The 17,366-nt window shown below is 67.3% G+C and carries 18 protein-coding genes; 10 read left to right on the top strand and 8 right to left on the bottom strand.

Annotation, left to right across the window (positions count from 1 at the left end):
- Positions 1 to 79: 79 nt before the first annotated feature.
- Both ABE546_RS07320 and ABE546_RS07315 read right to left on the bottom strand, forming a co-directional pair.
- Positions 80 to 652, bottom strand: coding sequence for a ferritin-like domain-containing protein (locus tag ABE546_RS07320; RefSeq protein WP_102788120.1), 573 nt, complete (start codon positions 650 to 652; stop codon positions 80 to 82).
- 29 nt (positions 653 to 681) lie between these two features.
- Complete coding sequence (locus ABE546_RS07315; RefSeq protein WP_346463060.1) at positions 682 to 1,164, bottom strand: peroxiredoxin; 483 nt, start codon at positions 1,162 to 1,164, stop codon at positions 682 to 684.
- Between the two features lie 250 nt (positions 1,165 to 1,414).
- On the opposite strand from ABE546_RS07315, the gene ABE546_RS07310 reads away from it, so the two are divergent.
- A complete protein-coding gene (locus ABE546_RS07310) occupies positions 1,415 to 2,311 on the top strand; it encodes a DnaJ C-terminal domain-containing protein (RefSeq protein WP_121038875.1) in 897 nt (298 codons plus the stop codon).
- 82 nt (positions 2,312 to 2,393) lie between these two features.
- On the opposite strand, the gene pilH is transcribed toward ABE546_RS07310, so the two are convergent.
- Entirely contained in the window at positions 2,394 to 2,777 is a 384-nt protein-coding gene (gene pilH, locus ABE546_RS07305; protein ID WP_313210920.1) for a twitching motility response regulator PilH, read from the bottom strand.
- A gap of 89 nt (positions 2,778 to 2,866) precedes the next feature.
- Entirely contained in the window at positions 2,867 to 3,862 is a 996-nt protein-coding gene (locus ABE546_RS07300; protein ID WP_346463059.1) for a YhdH/YhfP family quinone oxidoreductase, read from the bottom strand.
- Between the two features lie 221 nt (positions 3,863 to 4,083).
- Between ABE546_RS07300 and hflK the strand changes: the two genes are divergently transcribed.
- From hflK to ABE546_RS07280, 4 genes are all read left to right on the top strand, one after another.
- Complete coding sequence (gene hflK / locus ABE546_RS07295) at positions 4,084 to 5,205, top strand: FtsH protease activity modulator HflK (protein ID WP_259259501.1); 1,122 nt, start codon at positions 4,084 to 4,086, stop codon at positions 5,203 to 5,205.
- Positions 5,202 to 6,065: a protease modulator HflC gene (locus tag ABE546_RS07290; protein WP_019186091.1), complete on the top strand. Its 864-nt coding sequence runs from the start codon at positions 5,202 to 5,204 to the stop codon at positions 6,063 to 6,065. The genes hflK and ABE546_RS07290 overlap by 4 nt, the downstream gene beginning before the upstream one ends.
- Positions 6,066 to 6,134: 69 nt before the next feature.
- The gene (locus ABE546_RS07285) at positions 6,135 to 6,320 is read left to right on the top strand and encodes a DUF2065 family protein (protein ID WP_313210914.1); all 186 of its coding nucleotides are present in this window, start codon (positions 6,135 to 6,137) and stop codon (positions 6,318 to 6,320) included.
- Positions 6,321 to 6,761: 441 nt separating this feature from the next.
- Positions 6,762 to 8,054, top strand: coding sequence for an adenylosuccinate synthase (locus ABE546_RS07280; RefSeq protein ID WP_088432983.1), 1,293 nt, complete (start codon positions 6,762 to 6,764; stop codon positions 8,052 to 8,054).
- Between the two features lie 99 nt (positions 8,055 to 8,153).
- On the opposite strand, the gene ABE546_RS07275 is transcribed toward ABE546_RS07280, so the two are convergent.
- Complete coding sequence (locus ABE546_RS07275) at positions 8,154 to 8,567, bottom strand: hypothetical protein (protein WP_346463058.1); 414 nt, start codon at positions 8,565 to 8,567, stop codon at positions 8,154 to 8,156.
- Positions 8,568 to 8,771: 204 nt separating this feature from the next.
- Here ABE546_RS07275 and ABE546_RS07270 point away from each other — a divergent pair, with 204 nt between their 5' ends.
- The gene (locus ABE546_RS07270) at positions 8,772 to 9,158 is read left to right on the top strand and encodes a hypothetical protein (RefSeq protein ID WP_346463057.1); all 387 of its coding nucleotides are present in this window, start codon (positions 8,772 to 8,774) and stop codon (positions 9,156 to 9,158) included.
- On the opposite strand, the gene ABE546_RS07265 is transcribed toward ABE546_RS07270, so the two are convergent.
- Together ABE546_RS07265 and ABE546_RS07260 are read right to left on the bottom strand one after the other, a co-directional pair.
- Positions 9,125 to 9,814: a M23 family metallopeptidase gene (locus ABE546_RS07265; protein ID WP_346463056.1), complete on the bottom strand. Its 690-nt coding sequence runs from the start codon at positions 9,812 to 9,814 to the stop codon at positions 9,125 to 9,127. The two genes, ABE546_RS07270 and ABE546_RS07265, sit on opposite strands and share 34 nt — an antisense overlap.
- Positions 9,815 to 9,817: 3 nt before the next feature.
- A complete protein-coding gene (locus ABE546_RS07260) occupies positions 9,818 to 10,795 on the bottom strand; it encodes a L,D-transpeptidase (RefSeq protein WP_313210905.1) in 978 nt (325 codons plus the stop codon).
- Between the two features lie 201 nt (positions 10,796 to 10,996).
- On the opposite strand from ABE546_RS07260, the gene ABE546_RS07255 reads away from it, so the two are divergent.
- Positions 10,997 to 13,129: a methyl-accepting chemotaxis protein gene (locus tag ABE546_RS07255; protein ID WP_346463055.1), complete on the top strand. Its 2,133-nt coding sequence runs from the start codon at positions 10,997 to 10,999 to the stop codon at positions 13,127 to 13,129.
- A gap of 93 nt (positions 13,130 to 13,222) precedes the next feature.
- On the opposite strand, the gene ABE546_RS07250 is transcribed toward ABE546_RS07255, so the two are convergent.
- Entirely contained in the window at positions 13,223 to 14,083 is an 861-nt protein-coding gene (locus tag ABE546_RS07250; protein WP_313210901.1) for a PA4780 family RIO1-like protein kinase, read from the bottom strand.
- A 193-nt stretch (positions 14,084 to 14,276) separates the two neighbouring features.
- On the opposite strand from ABE546_RS07250, the gene ABE546_RS07245 reads away from it, so the two are divergent.
- The 3 genes from ABE546_RS07245 to ABE546_RS07235 are packed head-to-tail and all read left to right on the top strand — an operon-like array spanning position 14,277 to position 17,356.
- Positions 14,277 to 15,404, top strand: coding sequence for a DJ-1/PfpI family protein (locus ABE546_RS07245; protein WP_346463054.1), 1,128 nt, complete (start codon positions 14,277 to 14,279; stop codon positions 15,402 to 15,404).
- Between the two features lie 3 nt (positions 15,405 to 15,407).
- Positions 15,408 to 16,094, top strand: coding sequence for a response regulator transcription factor (locus tag ABE546_RS07240; protein ID WP_313219109.1), 687 nt, complete (start codon positions 15,408 to 15,410; stop codon positions 16,092 to 16,094).
- Positions 16,091 to 17,356 (top strand): HAMP domain-containing sensor histidine kinase, encoded by a 1,266-nt coding sequence (locus ABE546_RS07235; protein ID WP_346463053.1) that lies wholly within the window; start codon positions 16,091 to 16,093, stop codon positions 17,354 to 17,356. Before ABE546_RS07240 ends, ABE546_RS07235 begins: the two co-directional genes overlap by 4 nt.
- The last annotated feature ends 10 nt before the right edge of the window (positions 17,357 to 17,366 follow it).

Below are 17,366 nucleotides of genomic sequence, written 5' to 3'. Positions count from 1 at the left end.
GCATTGCACGCCGTTCGTATGCTGCAGGAGCCGGCCAGCGGCCGGCACTACAGGGCCAAGAGTCGGCATGCGGCTGGCGTTACTCGCCGATCCAGCCGTCCAGCAGATCGGCGAATTCGTCGGCGTGCTCTTCTTCCTGCGCGAGGATCTCTTCGAGGATGCGCTTGGTCGTGGTGTCCTTGTCGCCGACGAAGTTGATCATCTCGCGGTAGCTGTCGATCGCGATGCGCTCGGCAATCAGGTTCTCGCGGACCATGTCGCGCAGGTCGCTGCCTTCCTTGTACTCGGCATGCGAGCGCGCGGTGAGCGTATCCGGGTTCAGATCCGGCTCGCCGCCCAGCTGCACGATGCGTTCGGCCAGCTTGCCGGCATGCGCCTGTTCCTGCTGTGCGTGTTCCAGGAACTCGGCCTTGATCGAATCGGCGAGCATGCCCTTGGCCATGAAGTAATGGCGGTAGTAGCGCAGCACGCAGACGTACTCGGTGGCGAGCGCATCGTTGAGCAGCTTGATCACCGCCTTGCGGTCGGCGCTGTAGCTGTCGGTGATCGCGCCATCCTCGATGTCCTTGCGGGCCTTGGCACGCAGGGTGGCGGTGTCGCTGATGCCCGGCGGGCGGGCGTTGTTGGGGGTGTTCTTGGCTGGCGTTGACATGGCTGGCCGGGTTCCTCTGTTGCGTGGGTCTAGCGGGGGAGATGCTCCAGCACGTACTGGGCCGAAGACACCTCGAATTTTCCGGGTTCCTCGATGAAGGTTTCGCGCACGACACCGTCTTCGACGTACAGCGCGAAGCGGCGCGAGCGGATGCCCATCCCGGAGCTGCTGGCATCCATCTCGAGGCCGAGGGCCCGGGTGAACTCGCCATTGCCGTCGGACAACAGCTGCAGGCCGTCGGGCACCTGCTGGCTCTCGCCCCAGGCCTTCATCACGAACGGATCGTTGACCGCCATGCAGAACACTTCGATCCCGCGGTGGCGGAACTCGGAGAACTGCTCGATGAAGCCGGGCAGGTGCCGGGCCGAACAGGTCGGGGTGAATGCGCCGGGCACGCCGAACAGCACCGCCTTGCGCGAATCGAACAGGGCATGGGTGTCGATGGTCTCCATGCCCTCGCGGATGCGCTTGAGGGTGACTTCGGGAATGCGGTCGCCAACGTGGATGGTCATGCGGACTCCTTGGACACAGGCAGGGTAGTGAGGGGCATGGGATGGCCATGTCAACACGTTGAAAACCGGACGTGCAGACCCATCTGGAGCGGGAGAGGCGGGCTACCGGGGCAGCGTAGCCGGCTGGGATGTCCGCCGCATTGCGCAGGATCATTCGCGCCCGGCGTCACGGTGGGCCGGTCCGCAGCGGCTAGAATTGCGCGGACGGCGCCCGCCCACGCGGGTGGCCGAACTTAGTCGAGGTGTTTGGATGGAATTCAAGGATTACTACGCCACGCTCGGGGTGGAACCCACCGCGGGCGATGCTGAGATCAAGACCGCTTACCGCCGGCTGGCGCGCAAGTACCACCCGGATGTGAGCAAGGAAGCCGGGGCCGAGGACAAATTCAAGGCAGTCAACGAGGCTTACGAGGCGCTGCGCGATCCGCAGAAGCGCGCGGCCTATGACCAGCTCAAGGCGCAGGGCTACCGGCCCGGCGAGGAGTTCCATACCCCGCCGAACTATGGCGGTGGCCAGGGCTATGACTTCGAAGAGGTGTTCGGGGGCGGCGCCGGTGGCGGCGGCTTCAGCGATTTCTTCGAGAGCCTGTTCGCGCGCCAGCGCGGCGGTGGCGGTGGTCGCGCCAGTGGCTTCGGCGGCGCCAGCCAGGGGCCGCAGCCGACCCGCGATACCCGCGCCAAGCTGTCGGTGCCGTTGGAAGCGGCCTATCAGGGCGACAGCCTGCGCATCAACGTGGGCGGCAAGCAGCTGGATGTGCGCGTGCCCAAGGGCATCCGCCCGGGCCAGGTGATCCGCCTGACCGGGCAGGGCACCGGTGGCGGCAACTTGCTGCTGGAAGTGGAATACGCCGAGCACCCGCAGTTCGAGGTGGATGGCCGCAACATTCTGTACACCCTGCAGGTAACCCCGTGGCAGGCTGCGCTGGGGACCAGCATCAGCGTGCCGACCCTGGGCGGTGCGGTGGAGCTGAAGGTGCCGGCCGAGTCCGATGCCGGCCGCAAGCTGCGCCTGCGTGGCCGCGGCCTGCCGGGCAACCCGGATGGCGATCAGATCGTGGAGCTGGAGATCATTGCGCCGGCGCCGACCGACGAAGCGCAGAAGAAGGCCTACAAGGCGCTGGCCAAGGCGTTCGGCGAGAAGGTGTGAGGCAGGCGGTGCGCCGATGCAGCGGCGTACCGACCGTTGGTGCGTACCGACCAACAGTCGGTACCAACCGCCGCCATCGGCATCACGCCGTCGGCGGTTCCTGGTGGCTGAAAACGCGCTCCAGCACCTCGGATAGTTCGTCTTCCGAAAACGGCTTGGTGATATAGGCCTTGGCGCCCTGACGCATGCCCCACATGCGATCGGTGTCCTGGTCCTTGGTGGTCACCAGGATCACCGGAATGTGCTTGGTCGAGGCGTCGCGCGCCAGCGTGCGGGTCGCCTGGAAACCATTGAGGTTGGGCATCACCACGTCCATCAGCACCAGATCGGGCAGTTCGGCCTTGGCCGTTTCGACCCCGGCGGCGCCATCGGTGGCGGTCAGGATCTGGTGACCGAGTTTTTCGACGATCCGCTGTATCCCCAACAGCTGCGACGGTGAATCGTCGACGATCAGAATGCGTGCCATGGTGTTCCCCGTGTGATGCCCGCAGTGTAGTGCGGGCCTCGCACCGTCGTGAAGCGCCGGACGTGCCGTCCGTCGCCCGGCTGCCACGCTCAGTCGATTCGTACCACCGTGCGGCCGTGGTGGTCGCCCGCGAGCAGGGTATCGAACGCCGCCGGCAGGCCATCCAGCCCGACTTCGCCCGTGCAGATCGTCTCCAGATGCGCCGGTTTCCAGGCGCCGCCAAGCTTCGCCCAGACCGCTTCGCGCAGATCACGCGGTGCGCTGGAGGACGACACACCGATCAGCGACACGCCGCGGATGATGAAGGGCATGACCGTCATGTCCAGCGCCGGGCTCGCGGCCAGGCCGGCACTGACAACCGAGCCGTAGGGCACGGTCTGGGCCAGCAGGCTGGTCAGCATCGCGCCGCCGGCGTTGTCCAGGCCGCCGCCGAAGCGCGCCGATTCCATCGGCCGGGCGGTCGCCAGCACATCCCGCGGCAGGACCTCGCGGGCACCCAGTCCACGCAGGTAGTCGGCCTGGTCGGCCTTGCCGCTGATCGCGTGCACCTCGAAACCCGCCCGGGTGAAGATGTCCACCGCCAGCGAGCCGACCCCGCCGGTCGCCCCGGTCACGGCCAGCGGTCCGTGGGCGGGGGTCTGCCGGTTGTCCAGCATCCGCACCAGGGCCAGCGCAGCGGTGAAGCCGGCCGTGCCCAAAATCATCGCCTCACGCGGGGTGAGTCCCGTCGGCTGCGGGATCACCGCACTGGCGGCCAGGCGCACATACGGGCTGTAGCCGCCATCGCGGGTCTCGCTCAGCCCGCAGCCGGTGGCCAGTACCGCATCGCCTTCGCGGTAGGCCGGGTCGGTCGAAGCGACCACCGTGCCGGCCACGTCGATACCACCGACCAGCGGGAAGCGTCGCAGGATCTTGCCCTTGCCGGTGCCGGCCAACGCATCTTTATAGTTGACCGAGGACCAGTGCGCGCGGAGGACCACCTCGCCGGGGTTGAGCTGGTCCAGGCCGATCGGTTCCAGCCCGGCGTGGTAGCCGGTATCGTCCTGGTGGATGCGGAAAGCGTTGAACCGGTCGGGAATTGCCATGAAGATGCCTGACGGGGGAAAACACCACCTTACCCGCTGCTCCGGCGCGCGGGGACCCTCACGGACGGTCGCGGAGGCGGTTATGAATCGTTCCCCGAGATGCGTGCCCCCTTCCAATCCTGTCGATCTGCCCCATCTAGTAGAATCGACAGCGATTTAACGTTTTAACGGTTGACGGTGCGGGAGTGGCCCGCAGGCAACCTTACCTTGATGGAGCGTGCATGGCCTGGAATACACCCGGCGGCAACAAGGGCGGACAAGGCCCCGACGAGAATCGACGTGGGCCGTTCGGTCCTCGCGGTGGCGGCAATGGCGGCGGTTGGGGCGGTTTGCCCGGTCCGCTGAAAGACCTGTTCGATGGCGGCATCCTGCGGTGGGTCGCAGTGGCTGCGGTGTTGCTGCTGCTGTTCTCCAGCTTCCAGCTGATCGGCGAACAGCAACGCGGCGTCGTGCTGCGCTTCGGTCAGTTCCATCGCATCCTGCAGCCTGGCCCGAACTTCAAGCTGCCGTGGCCGCTGGAATCGGTGACCAAGGTCAATGCCACCGAGATCAAGACGTTCAGCAGCCAGGTGCCGGTCCTGACCCGCGACGAGAACATCGTCAACGTCTCGCTCAACGTCCAGTATCGCATCGACGATCCGCGCCTGTACCTGTTCGGCTCGGTCGATGCCGACCAGGTGCTGGAACAGACCGCGCAGAGCGCGGTGCGTGAGCAGGTCGGTCGTGCCGACCTCAACAACGTGCTCAACAACCGTGGCCCGCTGGCCGTGGCCGCCGAAGAGCGCCTGCAGGCCTCGCTCGGCAGCTACCGCACCGGTCTGTCCGTGACCGGCCTGACCCTGCCCGATGCCCGCCCGCCCGAGGAGGTCAAGCCGGCCTTCGATGAGGTCAACGGTGCCCAGCAGGTCAAGGAGCGTCTGATCAACGAAGCCCAGGCCTACGCGGCCAAGGTGGTTCCGGAAGCGCGCGGCCAGGCCTCACGGGCCCGGACCACTGCTGAAGGCTACAAGCAGGCCGTGGTCGCCAAGGCGGAGGGTGATGCCGAGCGCTTCAGCCTGCTGCAGGTCCAGTACAAGGACGCCCCGGAGGTCACGCGCAAGCGCCTGTGGCTGGAAACGGTGCAGAAGGTGCTCTCGGAGAACCGCAAGATCATCGGTGGCGATGGCCGCCAGCTGATCTACGTGCCGATGCCGGGCGACAACCGCACCAGCACCAATGCCGCTCCGGCGGTGACCCCGGAAGTCATGCTGCCGTCGCTGCCTGCCAGCACGGCCGTGGATGGCGTTCGCAATGCGGAGCGTCCGACGACGCGCCCGACCGGTCGTGAGGAGGGCAGCCGATGAGAAGTTCACTGTGGATTGGTCTGGCCGTAGCGGTCCTGCTCGGCCTGCTGGGTTCGGTCTACGTGGTCCGTGAGGACCAGACCGCGATGGTGCTGAACCTGGGCAAGGTGGTCCGTGCGGACATCAAGCCGGGCCTGCACTTCAAGGTGCCGCTGGTGGAAACGGTGCGCGTGTTCGATCGCCGTTTCCAGGTGCTCGACACCGCCCCGGCCCGTTACTTCACCGCCGAGCAGAAGGACGTCAGCGTCGACTTCTTCGCCATCGGTTACATCTCCGATGTGCGCGCGTACTTCCGTGCGACCGGCGGCGATGCCCGCGTGGCCAATGCCCGCCTGGCCCCGATCATCACCGACTCCCTGCGCAACCAGATCAACTCGCGTTCGTTGCAGCAGTTGGTGTCCGGGGATCGCAGCGAACTGATCGCCAACCAGCTGACCGGCATCAACGAGTCGGTCAAGGCGCTGGGCATGCAGATCATCGACCTGCGCATCAAGCAGATCGACCTGCCGACCGACAGCCAGGTGATCAACGATGTGTACGAGCGCATGCGCGCCCAGCGTAAGCAGGAAGCGGCCAAGCTGCGCGCCGAGGGTGAAGAGCAGTCGCTGACCATCCGTGCCCAGGCCGACCGCGAGAGCACCGTGATCGTGGCCGAAGCCGAGCGCGACGCCCAGCAGCTGCGCGGTGCCGGCGATGCCGATGCCGCCCGCATCTACGGCAAGGCCGGCTCGGCCGACCCGTCGTTCTACGCCTTCTACCGCAGCCTGGAGGCCTACCGTGGCTCCATGACCGACGGCAACGGCGTGATCGTGCTCGACAAGAACGACCCGTTCCTGCAGTACCTCAAGAGCGATCGCTGAGGCCGCAGGCGGTAGTCATCCACGGGGACCCGGTGCAGACCGGGTCCCCGTTTTGTTTGTGGAGATGTCATGAAAGATCTGTTCTCGGCCCTGTGCATGGTCGCCGTGCTCGAAGGCCTGTTCCTGTTCGCCGCCCCGTTGGCCTGGAAGCGCATGGCCGAGCAGCTGCTGATGCTGCGCAGCAGTGCCCTGCGCACCTGGGGCGGGGTGATCCTGCTGGCGGGCCTCACTACCCTGTGGTGGCTCAAGCACTGAAAGGGTTCCCGCCATGCGCTCGTTGGTAGTGCCGGCCGCTGGCCGGCTCCAGGCCATCCTGCGAGCCGGCCAGCGGCCGGCACTACCGAACGGCTTGGAGCCGGCCAGCGGCCGGCACTACCGAAAGCTCTGGAACCGGCCAGCGGCCGGCACTACCGCCTTGGAACCGGCCGTTGGCCGGCTCCATCCCGCGGCGGTCCTGACCGGCCGGTGAAGTCCACCGGCCGCCGGGGTGGCAGCAGCCACCGGAAACCCGGATAATGCACAAAAGCCGGACGGGCACTCTGTTTCAGAGTCACTCGTCCGGCTTTTTCCGTGTCTGGGTACCCCAGCGTCGGCGCGCTCCCCGCTGGAGCCCGCCACCCCGCGCTGATCGGCCACCCCGGCATGGTCCCAAACCCGCGGCCCCGATGGCCGCACAAAAACCAGGAGTTACCCGTCATGGGTCAGTCAGTTGTCGTGTTGGGTGCCCAGTGGGGCGATGAAGGCAAGGGCAAGATCGTCGATCTGCTCACCGAGGAAATCGGCGCTGTCGTGCGCTTCCAGGGCGGCCACAATGCCGGCCACACGCTGGTCATCAATGGCAAGAAGACCGTCCTGCACCTGATTCCGTCGGGCATCCTGCGTGAAGACGCGCTGTGCCTGATCGGCAACGGCGTGGTGATCTCCCCGGCTGCGCTGCAGAAGGAAATCGCCGAGCTGGAAACCTCCGGCGTGGAAGTGCGTTCGCGCCTGAAGATCTCCCCGGCCGCGCCGCTGATCATGCCGTACCACATCGCCCTGGACCAGGCGCGCGAACGCGCTGCCGGCGGCAAGGCGATCGGCACCACCGGCCGTGGCATCGGCCCGGCGTACGAAGACAAGGTGGCGCGTCGCGGCATCCGCATCGCCGACCTGCATTACCCGGCCCAGCTGGAAGAACTCCTGCGTACCGCGCTGGATTACCACAACTTCGTGCTGACCAATTACCTCAAGACCGACGCGGTCGACTTCCAGAAGACCTACGACGAAGCACTGGCCTTCGGCGAATACGTCGAGCCGATGAAGTCCGACGTTGCCGGCATCCTGCACGACCTGCGCAAGCAGGGTAAGCGCGTGCTGTTCGAAGGCGCCCAGGGCGCCCTGCTGGACATCGACCACGGCACCTACCCGTACGTCACCAGCTCCAACACCACCGTTGGCGGCGCGCTGGCCGGTGCCGGCGTCGGCGCGGACGCGATCGATTACGTGCTGGGCATCGCCAAGGCCTACGCGACCCGCGTCGGCGGTGGTCCGTTCCCGACCGAGCTGGACGATGAAGTCGGCCAGGGCATCCGCGACCGCGGTGCCGAGTACGGCGCCTCGACCGGCCGCCCGCGTCGTTGCGGCTGGATGGACATCGTCGCGCTCAAGCGCGCCGTCGCCATCAACGGCATCAGCGGCCTGTGCATCACCAAGCTCGACGTGCTCGACGGCATGGAAAAGCTGAAGGTCTGCATCGCCTACGAATACCGCGGCAAGCGTACCGAATACGCCCCGCTGGACGCGCAGGGCTGGGAAGAATGCACGCCGGTGTACCTGGAGTTCCCGGGCTGGACCGAGAACACCCACGGCATCACCAACTGGGACGACCTGCCGCCGGCCGCCCGCGCCTACCTGCGCGCGCTGGAAGAGCTGGCCGGTTGCCCGGTCAGCATCGTTTCCACCGGCCCGGACCGCGACCACACCATGGTCCTGCAGGATCCGTTCGCCTGATCAGGCGCGTAGTGCCGGGCCATTCCCGGTATGGCGTAACGGTGTAAGGCGTAAAGAAAAGCCCCGCGCAAGCGGGGCTTTTTCGTTGCCAAGCCCGGGTCAGCGCCGGCCGATGCCCATCTGCAGTTCCGACAGTTCCAGATTCTCATCGTGGTTGGCATCCAGGGTCTGGAAACGCATCTGCGATGAGCGACGCATCTCCTCGGCACTCAATTCGCCGTCGCCGTTGAGGTCGGCGATGCGGACCCATTCGGCGGCCGAGAACTCGCCATCACGTTGCGGGCCGAGCACCGCCTGCACTTCCTCCACGCTCACCCGGTAATTGTGATCCGCATCGACCAGGCGGAAGAAGGCATCTCCGTCGTACTCATCGCGACTGACCTTGCCGTCGCCATTGCGGTCCAGCATCGCGAAACGATCCGGCGCGGTGGCGGGCAGATCCTGCGCCGCGGCAACACTTGCGGCGACAGCGCCGCATAGAAGGAGCAGGGCAACGCGGTGCGCGAGCATCATCACAGGTGTCTCCAGACCGCAGGGGAGGGGGGCATGTCTTCAGCACGCAGTGTCCGCCGCGTCGATGCGCGGGGCAACGGCAATTTCCCGCATTCGCGCCAGTAGTTTTACTGGTTGCCCGCAGCCATCGGACCGCAGTGACCACGCCCGCCAGCGCGGGGCCATGGCATGCTGTGCACCTCACCAATCAGCAGGGCAGACCGGGTGTCTGAAGATCACGTGGCCACCGGCATGAGCAGCGCGGACCGCGCGTTGCATGCGGTGGTGTCCGAGCTTGAAGCGCTGTTGCGCGGCGACGGGGAAACCCACTGGGCCGACTGGATGCAGCGGGTCATCACCCAGCTTGAGCAGGGCGATCCAGGCGCGCCGGAGAGCGTGCTGCGCGCCTATGGCGGCATGGGGTCGTTCAATGATGTTGCGTTGGGCCTGGATTACAGCAACGGCCACTTCCAGTGGCGCGCAGACGCGGGTGAACTCAATGAGCGCCTGGATGCACTGCGCGGTCGCGCCTGGCAACTGGCGCGGGCGATCCGGGACGCCCCCCCGGTACGCGTTGATCAAAGGGCCTGCTGTCCCTTCAACACCGGATAAGGATTGATCGATTCGCCTTTCCACCACTGCTTTTCCGGACCCAGTACATGGATCTCGAAATGCAGGTGGGGCGCCTCGGGACTGGCGTTGCCGGTGCTGCCGACATAGCCGATCACCTCACCGCGCTTGATCGTCTTCTTCTCGGCCAGCCCATCGGCATAGCGGTCCAGATGCGCGTAGTAGTAACAGTAACGGCCGCTTGGTTCGAACTGGTACACCGTCAGTCCGCCCCGCACGCTGTCGAACAGTTTCTCCACCGTCCCGTCTGCGACGGCCAGCACCGGCGTCCCGTTTGGCGCCAGGATGTCGATCGCATCATGCACGCGGCCTTCGCTGCGCGCATCGGTGAAGGTGTCCTGCAGCTGATCCGCACCGATGCCCTGCACGGGCAGCAGCAGCGCTCCGGCCGCGCTCGCCGGTGCGGGTGCGGCACTTCCCGCGTCCGGCGCGGGCGGTGTGGCTGAGGTGCCGGTGGGCACCGGCGTCGTGGCCGGCGTAGGCGGCGGGGCATCAAGCGCAGCACGGGCCGAACTCGTGGCCGAGCCCACCTTGGCCGGTTCGGCGGCGCCGAGCCGGGATGAGGGGCCCGGCCCCAGCAGCCAGTAACCGACCACGCCGATCACCAGTCCCACGGCCAGCAGTCGAAAGGTCTTCATGGCTTACTCCTGCATCACGACCGGTACCGAGGCATCGACCGCGGCGGCGACCTGCAGCGCATCCCAGTTGGTCATGCGCACACAGCCGTGCGATTCGGTCTTGCCGACATGGCCGGGTTCGGGCGTGCCGTGCAGGCCGTAGTGGGGCTTGGAGATGTCGATCCACACCACGCCGACCGGATTGTTCGGGCCCGGCGGCAGGACCGCCTTGCTGTCGCCCGCCTTGGCATCCCAGAACAGTTTGGGGTTGTAGTGGAAGGTGGGATCGCGGGAGATGCCGAGGATCTTCCATTTCCCGATCGGCAGCGGGTCATGCTTGCTGCCCGAGGACACCGGGAACTGCGCGTAGACCTTGCCGTCCGTATCGAACAGCCGCAGCGTGGAGTCGGATTTGTCGATCACCAGCTTGCTGGCCTTCGGCAGCGGGGCGGCCGCGATGTTGGGCACCTGGATCACGCTGCCGGCCTTGCCCAGGTCGACGCCGGGATTGAGCGTCTTCAACAGCTCGGGGGAGGCGTGGAAGCGTTCGCCCAGCGCTTCTTCGATCGAACCGAAGCCCAGGGTTTTCAGCTTGGCCTGCGCGGCCGGACCCTTGGGCACCGGCTGGAACGGACCGGCCACGTCTTCCGCGGTGAGCGTGTAGCGCACCAGCGGCGGGGCGGCATCGGGCTGCAGCGCCTGCCAGGTGGCATCGTCCAGGTCCCCACTGACCTTCAGCCCGCGGGCGGCCTGGAAGCCGGACACGGCGCGCTTCTGGTTGGAGCCGCGCTCCCCATCGATCTGGCCGGGGGAGAAGTGCGCGCGGTCCAGCAGCACCTGCGCATGCAGATCCGAGCGTGGCCCGGTCGCCAGCGGCGTCGCGTCGGCGTCCGGGATCGCGGCGGGCGCGGGTGCCGTCTGTGCGACCGCCCAACCGGAGCAGACCCCCAGGGCGAGGGCGAGCGCGGTGAGGCGGGCGATACGGTGCAGGCGAAGGGACATCGGCAACTCCAGCGGGAACGTGTTTCCACCATGCCTGCCGGGCGTGCGCACTTGCCGTGAAAACCCTGACGGGGGGCTGAGCGGCGACGCGGGAGCAACGCCGAGGTTATGTGAATCCATTCACAGCGGGCTCACGGCCGTCGGTCAAGGCGCTGGGTCTGACGCCGATACCAGCCCACCCCCCACGTTTTCGGATGTCTCATGGAATTTTTGCGGAAGGTCAGCGTTGTCTGGCGTCTAGGTATGGGCTTTGGCCTGTTGTTGCTGCTGGTCGCGGCCGTCGTCGCCACCGGCGCCACCGGTAGCGCGGTACAGAAGCGCGCGATGCAGCAGGTGGTCGAAGTCAACGTGGCCAAGGTGCGGCTGCTCTCGGACATGCTCGATGCCAACAACCAGATGATGGTCGTGCGCCGGGAGATGCTGCTCCGCCAGGGCGACGGTCTGGCCGAGGATGAGGCGCGCATCGCCGCGCTGGTCGCGCGCTATGAAGCCAGCTGGGCCGCCTACCAGGCCTTGCCCGCGCAGCCGGAAGACAAGGCCGTCGGTGACGCCATCGCGGCCGCCCGCGCGGTGGCGCGTCCGCTCAACAAGCAGATGAGCGAACAGCTGCAGCAGGGCGATGTCGCCGCTGCCACGGCCCTCACCCTGGGCGCCGTGCAGGCCGCTGCCAATGGCTGGAACCAGGCGCTCAGCGATGGCGTGGTCTACGAGGAAAAGGAAAGCCGCCAGGCCGCTGCCGAAGCGATCCGGTTGGGCGAGCGGACCCTGCTGCAGCTGCTGGTGCTGGGCGCGATCGCGCTGGTGGTCGGCATCGCCGCCTCCGTGCTGATCGGGCGCAGCCTGACCGGTCCGCTGGCGCGCGCCGTCGGCCTGGCCACCCGGATGGCCAGGGGTGATCTGGCCCATGACGTCCATCTGGGCGGCCGCGATGAGATCACCCAGCTCGGCAACGCAATGGCCACCGTTCGCCAGAGCGTCCAGGGCGCGATCACCGCGCAGCTGGACATGGCCCGCCAGCATGAGGCCGGTGCCATCAGCCATCGCATGGACGAAACGGCCTTCCCGGGCGACTTCGGTCGGATGATCCGCGCCACCAACGAGCTGGTCGGTTCGCACGTGGCCGTCGAGTTCCACATGGTCGAGGTGATGCAGCGCTACGCCATCGGCGACCTGAGCCGTGATCTGGACAGCTACCCGGGCGAGAAGGCCGTGCTGACCACCACCATGGCCACCGTCAAGGCCAGCCTGATGGCGATCAACCAGCAGATCGAGACACTGGCCTCGGCTGCCCGTGCCGGCGACTTCTCCGTGCGCGGCGATGCGCCGGCGTTCCAGTTCCAGTTCCGCGCGATGGTCGCCCAGCTCAACGGGATGATGGCCAGCTCGCAGGCCAGCATCGCCGACCTGTCGCAGGTGCTGCGCGCGATCTCCACCGGCGATCTGACCTCGCGGATGGATGGCCACTACGAAGGTGTGTTCGCGCAGATGCGCGACGATGCCAATGTCACCGCGGTGCAGCTGACCGGTATCGTGCAGCAGATCCAGGGCGCGGCCGGCAGCATCAACGATGCCGCGCAGGAACTGGCGGCCGGCCACCATGACCTGTCGCGCCGGACCGAGCAGCAGGCAGCCAACCTGGAAGAAGCGGCGGCCTCGATGGAGGAGCTGACCTCCACGGTCCGGCAGAACGCCGAGCTGGCCAACCAGGCCGACCATGAAGCCCATGCGGCGGGTGCGGCGGTCAAGGCGACCGAGCAGGCGATCGCGCAGATGGCCGCGGTGATGAGCGAGATCGACCAGTCCTCGGCGCGTATCGCCGAGATTTCCTCGGTGATCGACGGCATCGCCTTCCAGACCAACATCCTTGCCCTGAACGCGGCCGTTGAAGCGGCCCGTGCCGGTGAGAACGGACGCGGCTTCGCGGTCGTGGCGACCGAGGTACGCACGCTGGCGCAGCGCGCCGGCACGGCGGCCAAGGAGATCAAAGACCTGATCGATGAGTCCAGCAGCAAGGTCAAGACCGGGCTGAGCGTCACCGTGCAGTCCGAAGCGGCGATCGCCCGCCTGACCCAGGCCAGCTCGCGCACCAATCAGCTGATGAGCGACATTGCCGCCGCGACCAAGGAACAGGCCGCCGGCATCGAGCAGGTCAACCAGGTGGTCGTGCAGATGGACCAGGTGACCCAGCAGAACGCTGCGCTGGTGGAAGAAGCCACCGCCGCCAGCCGCGCGCTGGAAGAACAGGCGTATGCACTGACCGAATCGGTGGCGGTGTTCAAGCTGGACAACAGCGCGGCAAGCCTGCGTCGCCCGGCGACACTGCAGGCAGCATGACGGCCCCTGCGCGCTGAGTAATACAGAAAAGCCCCGCATCGGCGGGGCTTTTCTCATGCCGATCCGGCCGCCCGACGCAGCGGCGCGCCCCGCTCAGTCGTCGTTTTCTTCGGCGGCTTCGCGACCCTGCTGGCGGATCAGCGCTTCTTCGCGCGCATCGTTGATGGCATGGCGTACGCCATCCAGATCGATGCTGCTTTCATCCTGCTCGAATTCACCGGTCAGCACGCTGTCCGGTAGCAGATCGCCAGCCTCGAACAGCGCCCACATCTCCTCGCCGTACCAGGTCTCCAGCAGCTCCGGCGCCCAGCGGCCCAGGTACGCGGTGAGGTTGTTGACGTCGCGCAGCAGCATCGTGCGTGCGGCATTGTTGCCCGCCGCACTGACCACCTGCGGGAAATCGATCACCACCGGGCCTTCCGGGCCAACCAGCACGTTGTACGGCGACAGATCGCCGTGGATCAGGCCGCAGCACAGCATGCGCACCACCTGGCGGACCAGGATCTGGTGGAACTGGCGTGCCTGCTCCGGGCTCAGTTCAACCTCACCCAGGCGCGCGGCGGAATAACCCTCGGCATCGGTGACCAGCTCCATCACCAGCACGCCGTGGAAGTAGCCATACGGCTCGGGTACGCGCACGCCGGCATCGCGCAGCTGGTACAGCGCATCGACTTCGGTGTTCTTCCAGGCCGCTTCCTGCTGCTTGCGGCCGTAGTTGCTGGCCTTGCCCACGGCGCGCGCTTCGCGGCTGCCACGGACCTTGCGGCCTTCCTGGTACTGCACGCGCTGCTGGAAGCTGCGCTGCGCCATGTCTTTGTAGACCTTCGCGCAGCGCACATCGTCGCCGCTGCGGACCACGTATACCGCTGCTTCCTTGCCGCTTTTGAGCGGGCGGAGCACTTCATCGATCACGCCGTCGTCGATCAGCGCCTGCAAGCCTTGGGGGGTCTTCACGGTATCTCGGGAATCGGCTGGCGCGGGGCCTGCCCTGGAGGGGGAGGGATTTTCGCATCTTCGGGCCGATGGAGCCATCGACACGGCACTCGGCCGCCGGATTGTTCAGCTGTGTGCACGCCCGGGCGGGCTTGAAATCTGATTCACATCCGGCGCGCAGGCTGGGATCACTTTCCCAAGGAGTGCCCCGCCCATGATGCTGTCCCTGTTGCGCCGTACCGGTGTTGTGCTGGCCTTTTTGCTGGCCGTTCCCTCGCTCCACGCCGGCCCGGCGGCGGCCGAGACGGTGCTCATCGTGGTCAGCGGCGAGGGCCGCGACGAAGGCAAGACCCGCCCCGGGTTCGAGATGGACGAATTCGCCCAGGCCTACCTGATCTTCCGCGACAACGGCCTGGCCGTGCAGGTGGCCAGCCCACGCGGCGGGCCGGTGGAGGCCGACAAGTTCGATGCCAAGGAGCCCTTCAATGCACGGGTCCTTGCCGATCCGGCTGCGGCCGCGTTGCTGGCCGACACCCGCGCCACCGCCACCCTCCGGGCGGCCGACTATGCGGCCGTCTACGTGGTCGGGGGCAAGGGGGCGATGTTCGATCTGCCCGCCGATGCCGCACTACGCGGTCTGCTGGGCACGATGTACGATCGCGGCGCGGTGGTCGCGGCGGTCTGTCACGGCCCGGCTGCGCTGGTGGACGTGCGGCTGGCAGACGGAACGCTGCTGGTCGCCGGGCGACGCATGACCGGCTTCACCAACGCAGAGGAGGGCGTGTTCGGCAAGCGCTGGGCGAAGGAGTTCCCGTTCCTGCTGGAGACGGCCCTGCGCGAGCGCGGCGCGCGCTGGGAACAGGCGCCGCTGATGATGCCCAGACTGGTGGTGGACGGACGCCTGATCACCGGGCAGAACCCGTATTCGACACCGGCGGTCGCCGAGGCGATCGTGCGGGCCACCGGCCGCACGCCGATCGCGCGCACGCCGTGGCGCGATGAGGCCAGCATGGCGTTGGTGCAGCGCCTGCTGGCCGGTGAAGGGGAGGCGGTCAAGCGCGAGCTGGCCAGCAATCGTACGGGCTATCACGATCAGCTGATCGGCGTGCTCGGCTACTACCAGCTGCAGGCCGCGCAGGACGATGCGGCGGTACGTGACGCGCTGTCGATCATGCAGCTGGCGGCCCCGTACATGAGCGAACCGCAGCTGCCGCTCGGCATCGCACAGGCGCATTGGCGGCTGGGCGAGGTGGCCCAGGCGCGCACGGTACTCGGCAAACTGCTGGAAACCCACCCGGACATGGCCGAAGCTAAGCAGCTCAAGGACACGATCGAAGGCTGACCCATGGACGATGGCCTGCACATCCTGGTGATCGAGGACAACCCGGCGCTGCGCGCCGGCATGGCCACGCTGCTGGAGGCCCGCGGCCATCGCGTGGCCTTCGCCGCCGATGGCCGCAGCGGCCTGCAGATGGCGCTGGAAGCGCCGCCGGATGTGCTGGTGCTGGACCTCACCCTCCCGGGCATGGATGGCCTGCGCGTGTGCAGCCATCTGCGTGAGCAGGCCGACCGTCACATCCCGATCCTGATGCTGACCGCGCGCGACACGCTGGCCGACAAGCTGATCGGCTTCCAGGCCGGTGCCGATGATTACCTGGTCAAACCGTTCGCAGGCGAGGAACTGCTGGCGCGATGCCTGGCATTGGCCCATCGACACGGCCGACGCGACGGGCATGTGCTGCGTATCGGATCCCTCGGCATCGACCGCCGTAGCGGCGCCGTGTGCCGCGGTGAGCAGGCGATCGAGTTGCCGCAGACCGCCTATCGGCTGCTGGTGCTGCTCGCCGAAGCCTGGCCGCGCACGGTGACCCGCAGCGAGTTGATCCGGCGTCTCTGGGGCGATGAGGCGCCGCCGTCGGATCCGCTGCGCTCGCATCTTTACCTGCTGCGCCAGGCGTTGGACAAACCGTTCAAGCGGGCGATGCTCAGGACCGTGCACGATGTCGGCTTCAAGCTGGAGGCCGATGCATGACGGCACGGGTGCATCGCCTGCGCAACCGGTTGATGCTGGCCTTCGCGGTGTTCGCGCTGGCGGTGGCCGGCCTGTTCGGCCTGTACGTGGCGGTATTCGTGTACAGCGTGGAGGATCGCTTCTTCGATGCGATGCTTGAGCAGGAAGCGCAGCTGCAGTTGGATCAGCGGGCCACCCGTGGGACGTGGTCGCCGCCGCGCAACGCCTTCATGACGATCCACGACAGCCCTGCCACGTTTCCGTCCGATCTCAAGGCCGCCTTCGATGCCGAGCCGTGGCGCCGCGAGATGGCCGGTGCGCAGGGGCGGCACTATCACCTGCGGGCGGTGACGCCGGACGGGGCAGGTACGCCGGGGTGGCTGGTCGCCGAGGTCAGCCAGCAGCTGGTGGTGCGGCCGATGCGCAGCCAGATTCTGGCGCTGCTGGCCTGGTCCGGCCTGGCCGTGGTGATGATCGCCCTCCTGGCTGGCGCATGGCTGGCTCGACGTACCACGCGTCCCTTGTCGAAGCTGGCGTCGCTGGTCGATGGCATGGCGCCGGACAGGTTGCCGGTGGGGTTCGCCGGGGACTTCCCCGATGACGAGGTCGGCGTGCTCGCCCGCGGCCTGGACAATCTGAGCGGGCGCGTGCGTGCCTTCATTGCGCGCGAGCATGCCTTCACCCGTGATGCCAGCCATGAGCTGCGCACGCCCCTGGCGGTGATCCGCAGTGCCACCGAACAGCTGGCCAGCGAACCCGGCCTGTCGGAGGCTGGGCGGCGGCAGCTCGCGCATGTGCAGCATTCGGCGCGTCAACTCGAACAGACCGTGATCACCCTGCTGACACTGGCCCGCGAAGAGAACGTGGAACAGGATGCGATGCCACTGGCGGTGCTGCCGGTGCTGGAACAGGTGGTGGTCGAGCAGGCCGCGCTGCTGGATGGCAAGCCGGTGGAGGTGCGGGTCGACGTACCGGCCGACGTGCGCCTGCCGGTGCCGGGCCCGGTGCTGCACATGCTGCTGGCCAATCTGGTTGGCAACGCGTTCGCGCATACCCGTTCGGGCGAGGTGCGCATCGAGGTGGCGAGCGGGCGGCTTCGGATCCGCAACACCGCCCTGGCGGGCGATCCCGAGGCGATCATGCGGCCGTTCACCAAGGGCGAGGGCAGTGCCGGGTTCGGGCTCGGCCTGGCGATCGTGCAGCGGCTGTGCGACCGCTTCGCCATCGACCTGCGTATCGAAGGGACCGAGCACGCAACGGTGGCCAGTTTCAGCGTTCAGTGAGGCGAGGCGG

Source organism: Stenotrophomonas sp. TWI377 (genome assembly GCF_039674525.1).
Taxonomy (GTDB): domain Bacteria; phylum Pseudomonadota; class Gammaproteobacteria; order Xanthomonadales; family Xanthomonadaceae; genus Stenotrophomonas.
This window is presented reverse-complemented; position numbering and strand designations above follow the sequence as displayed.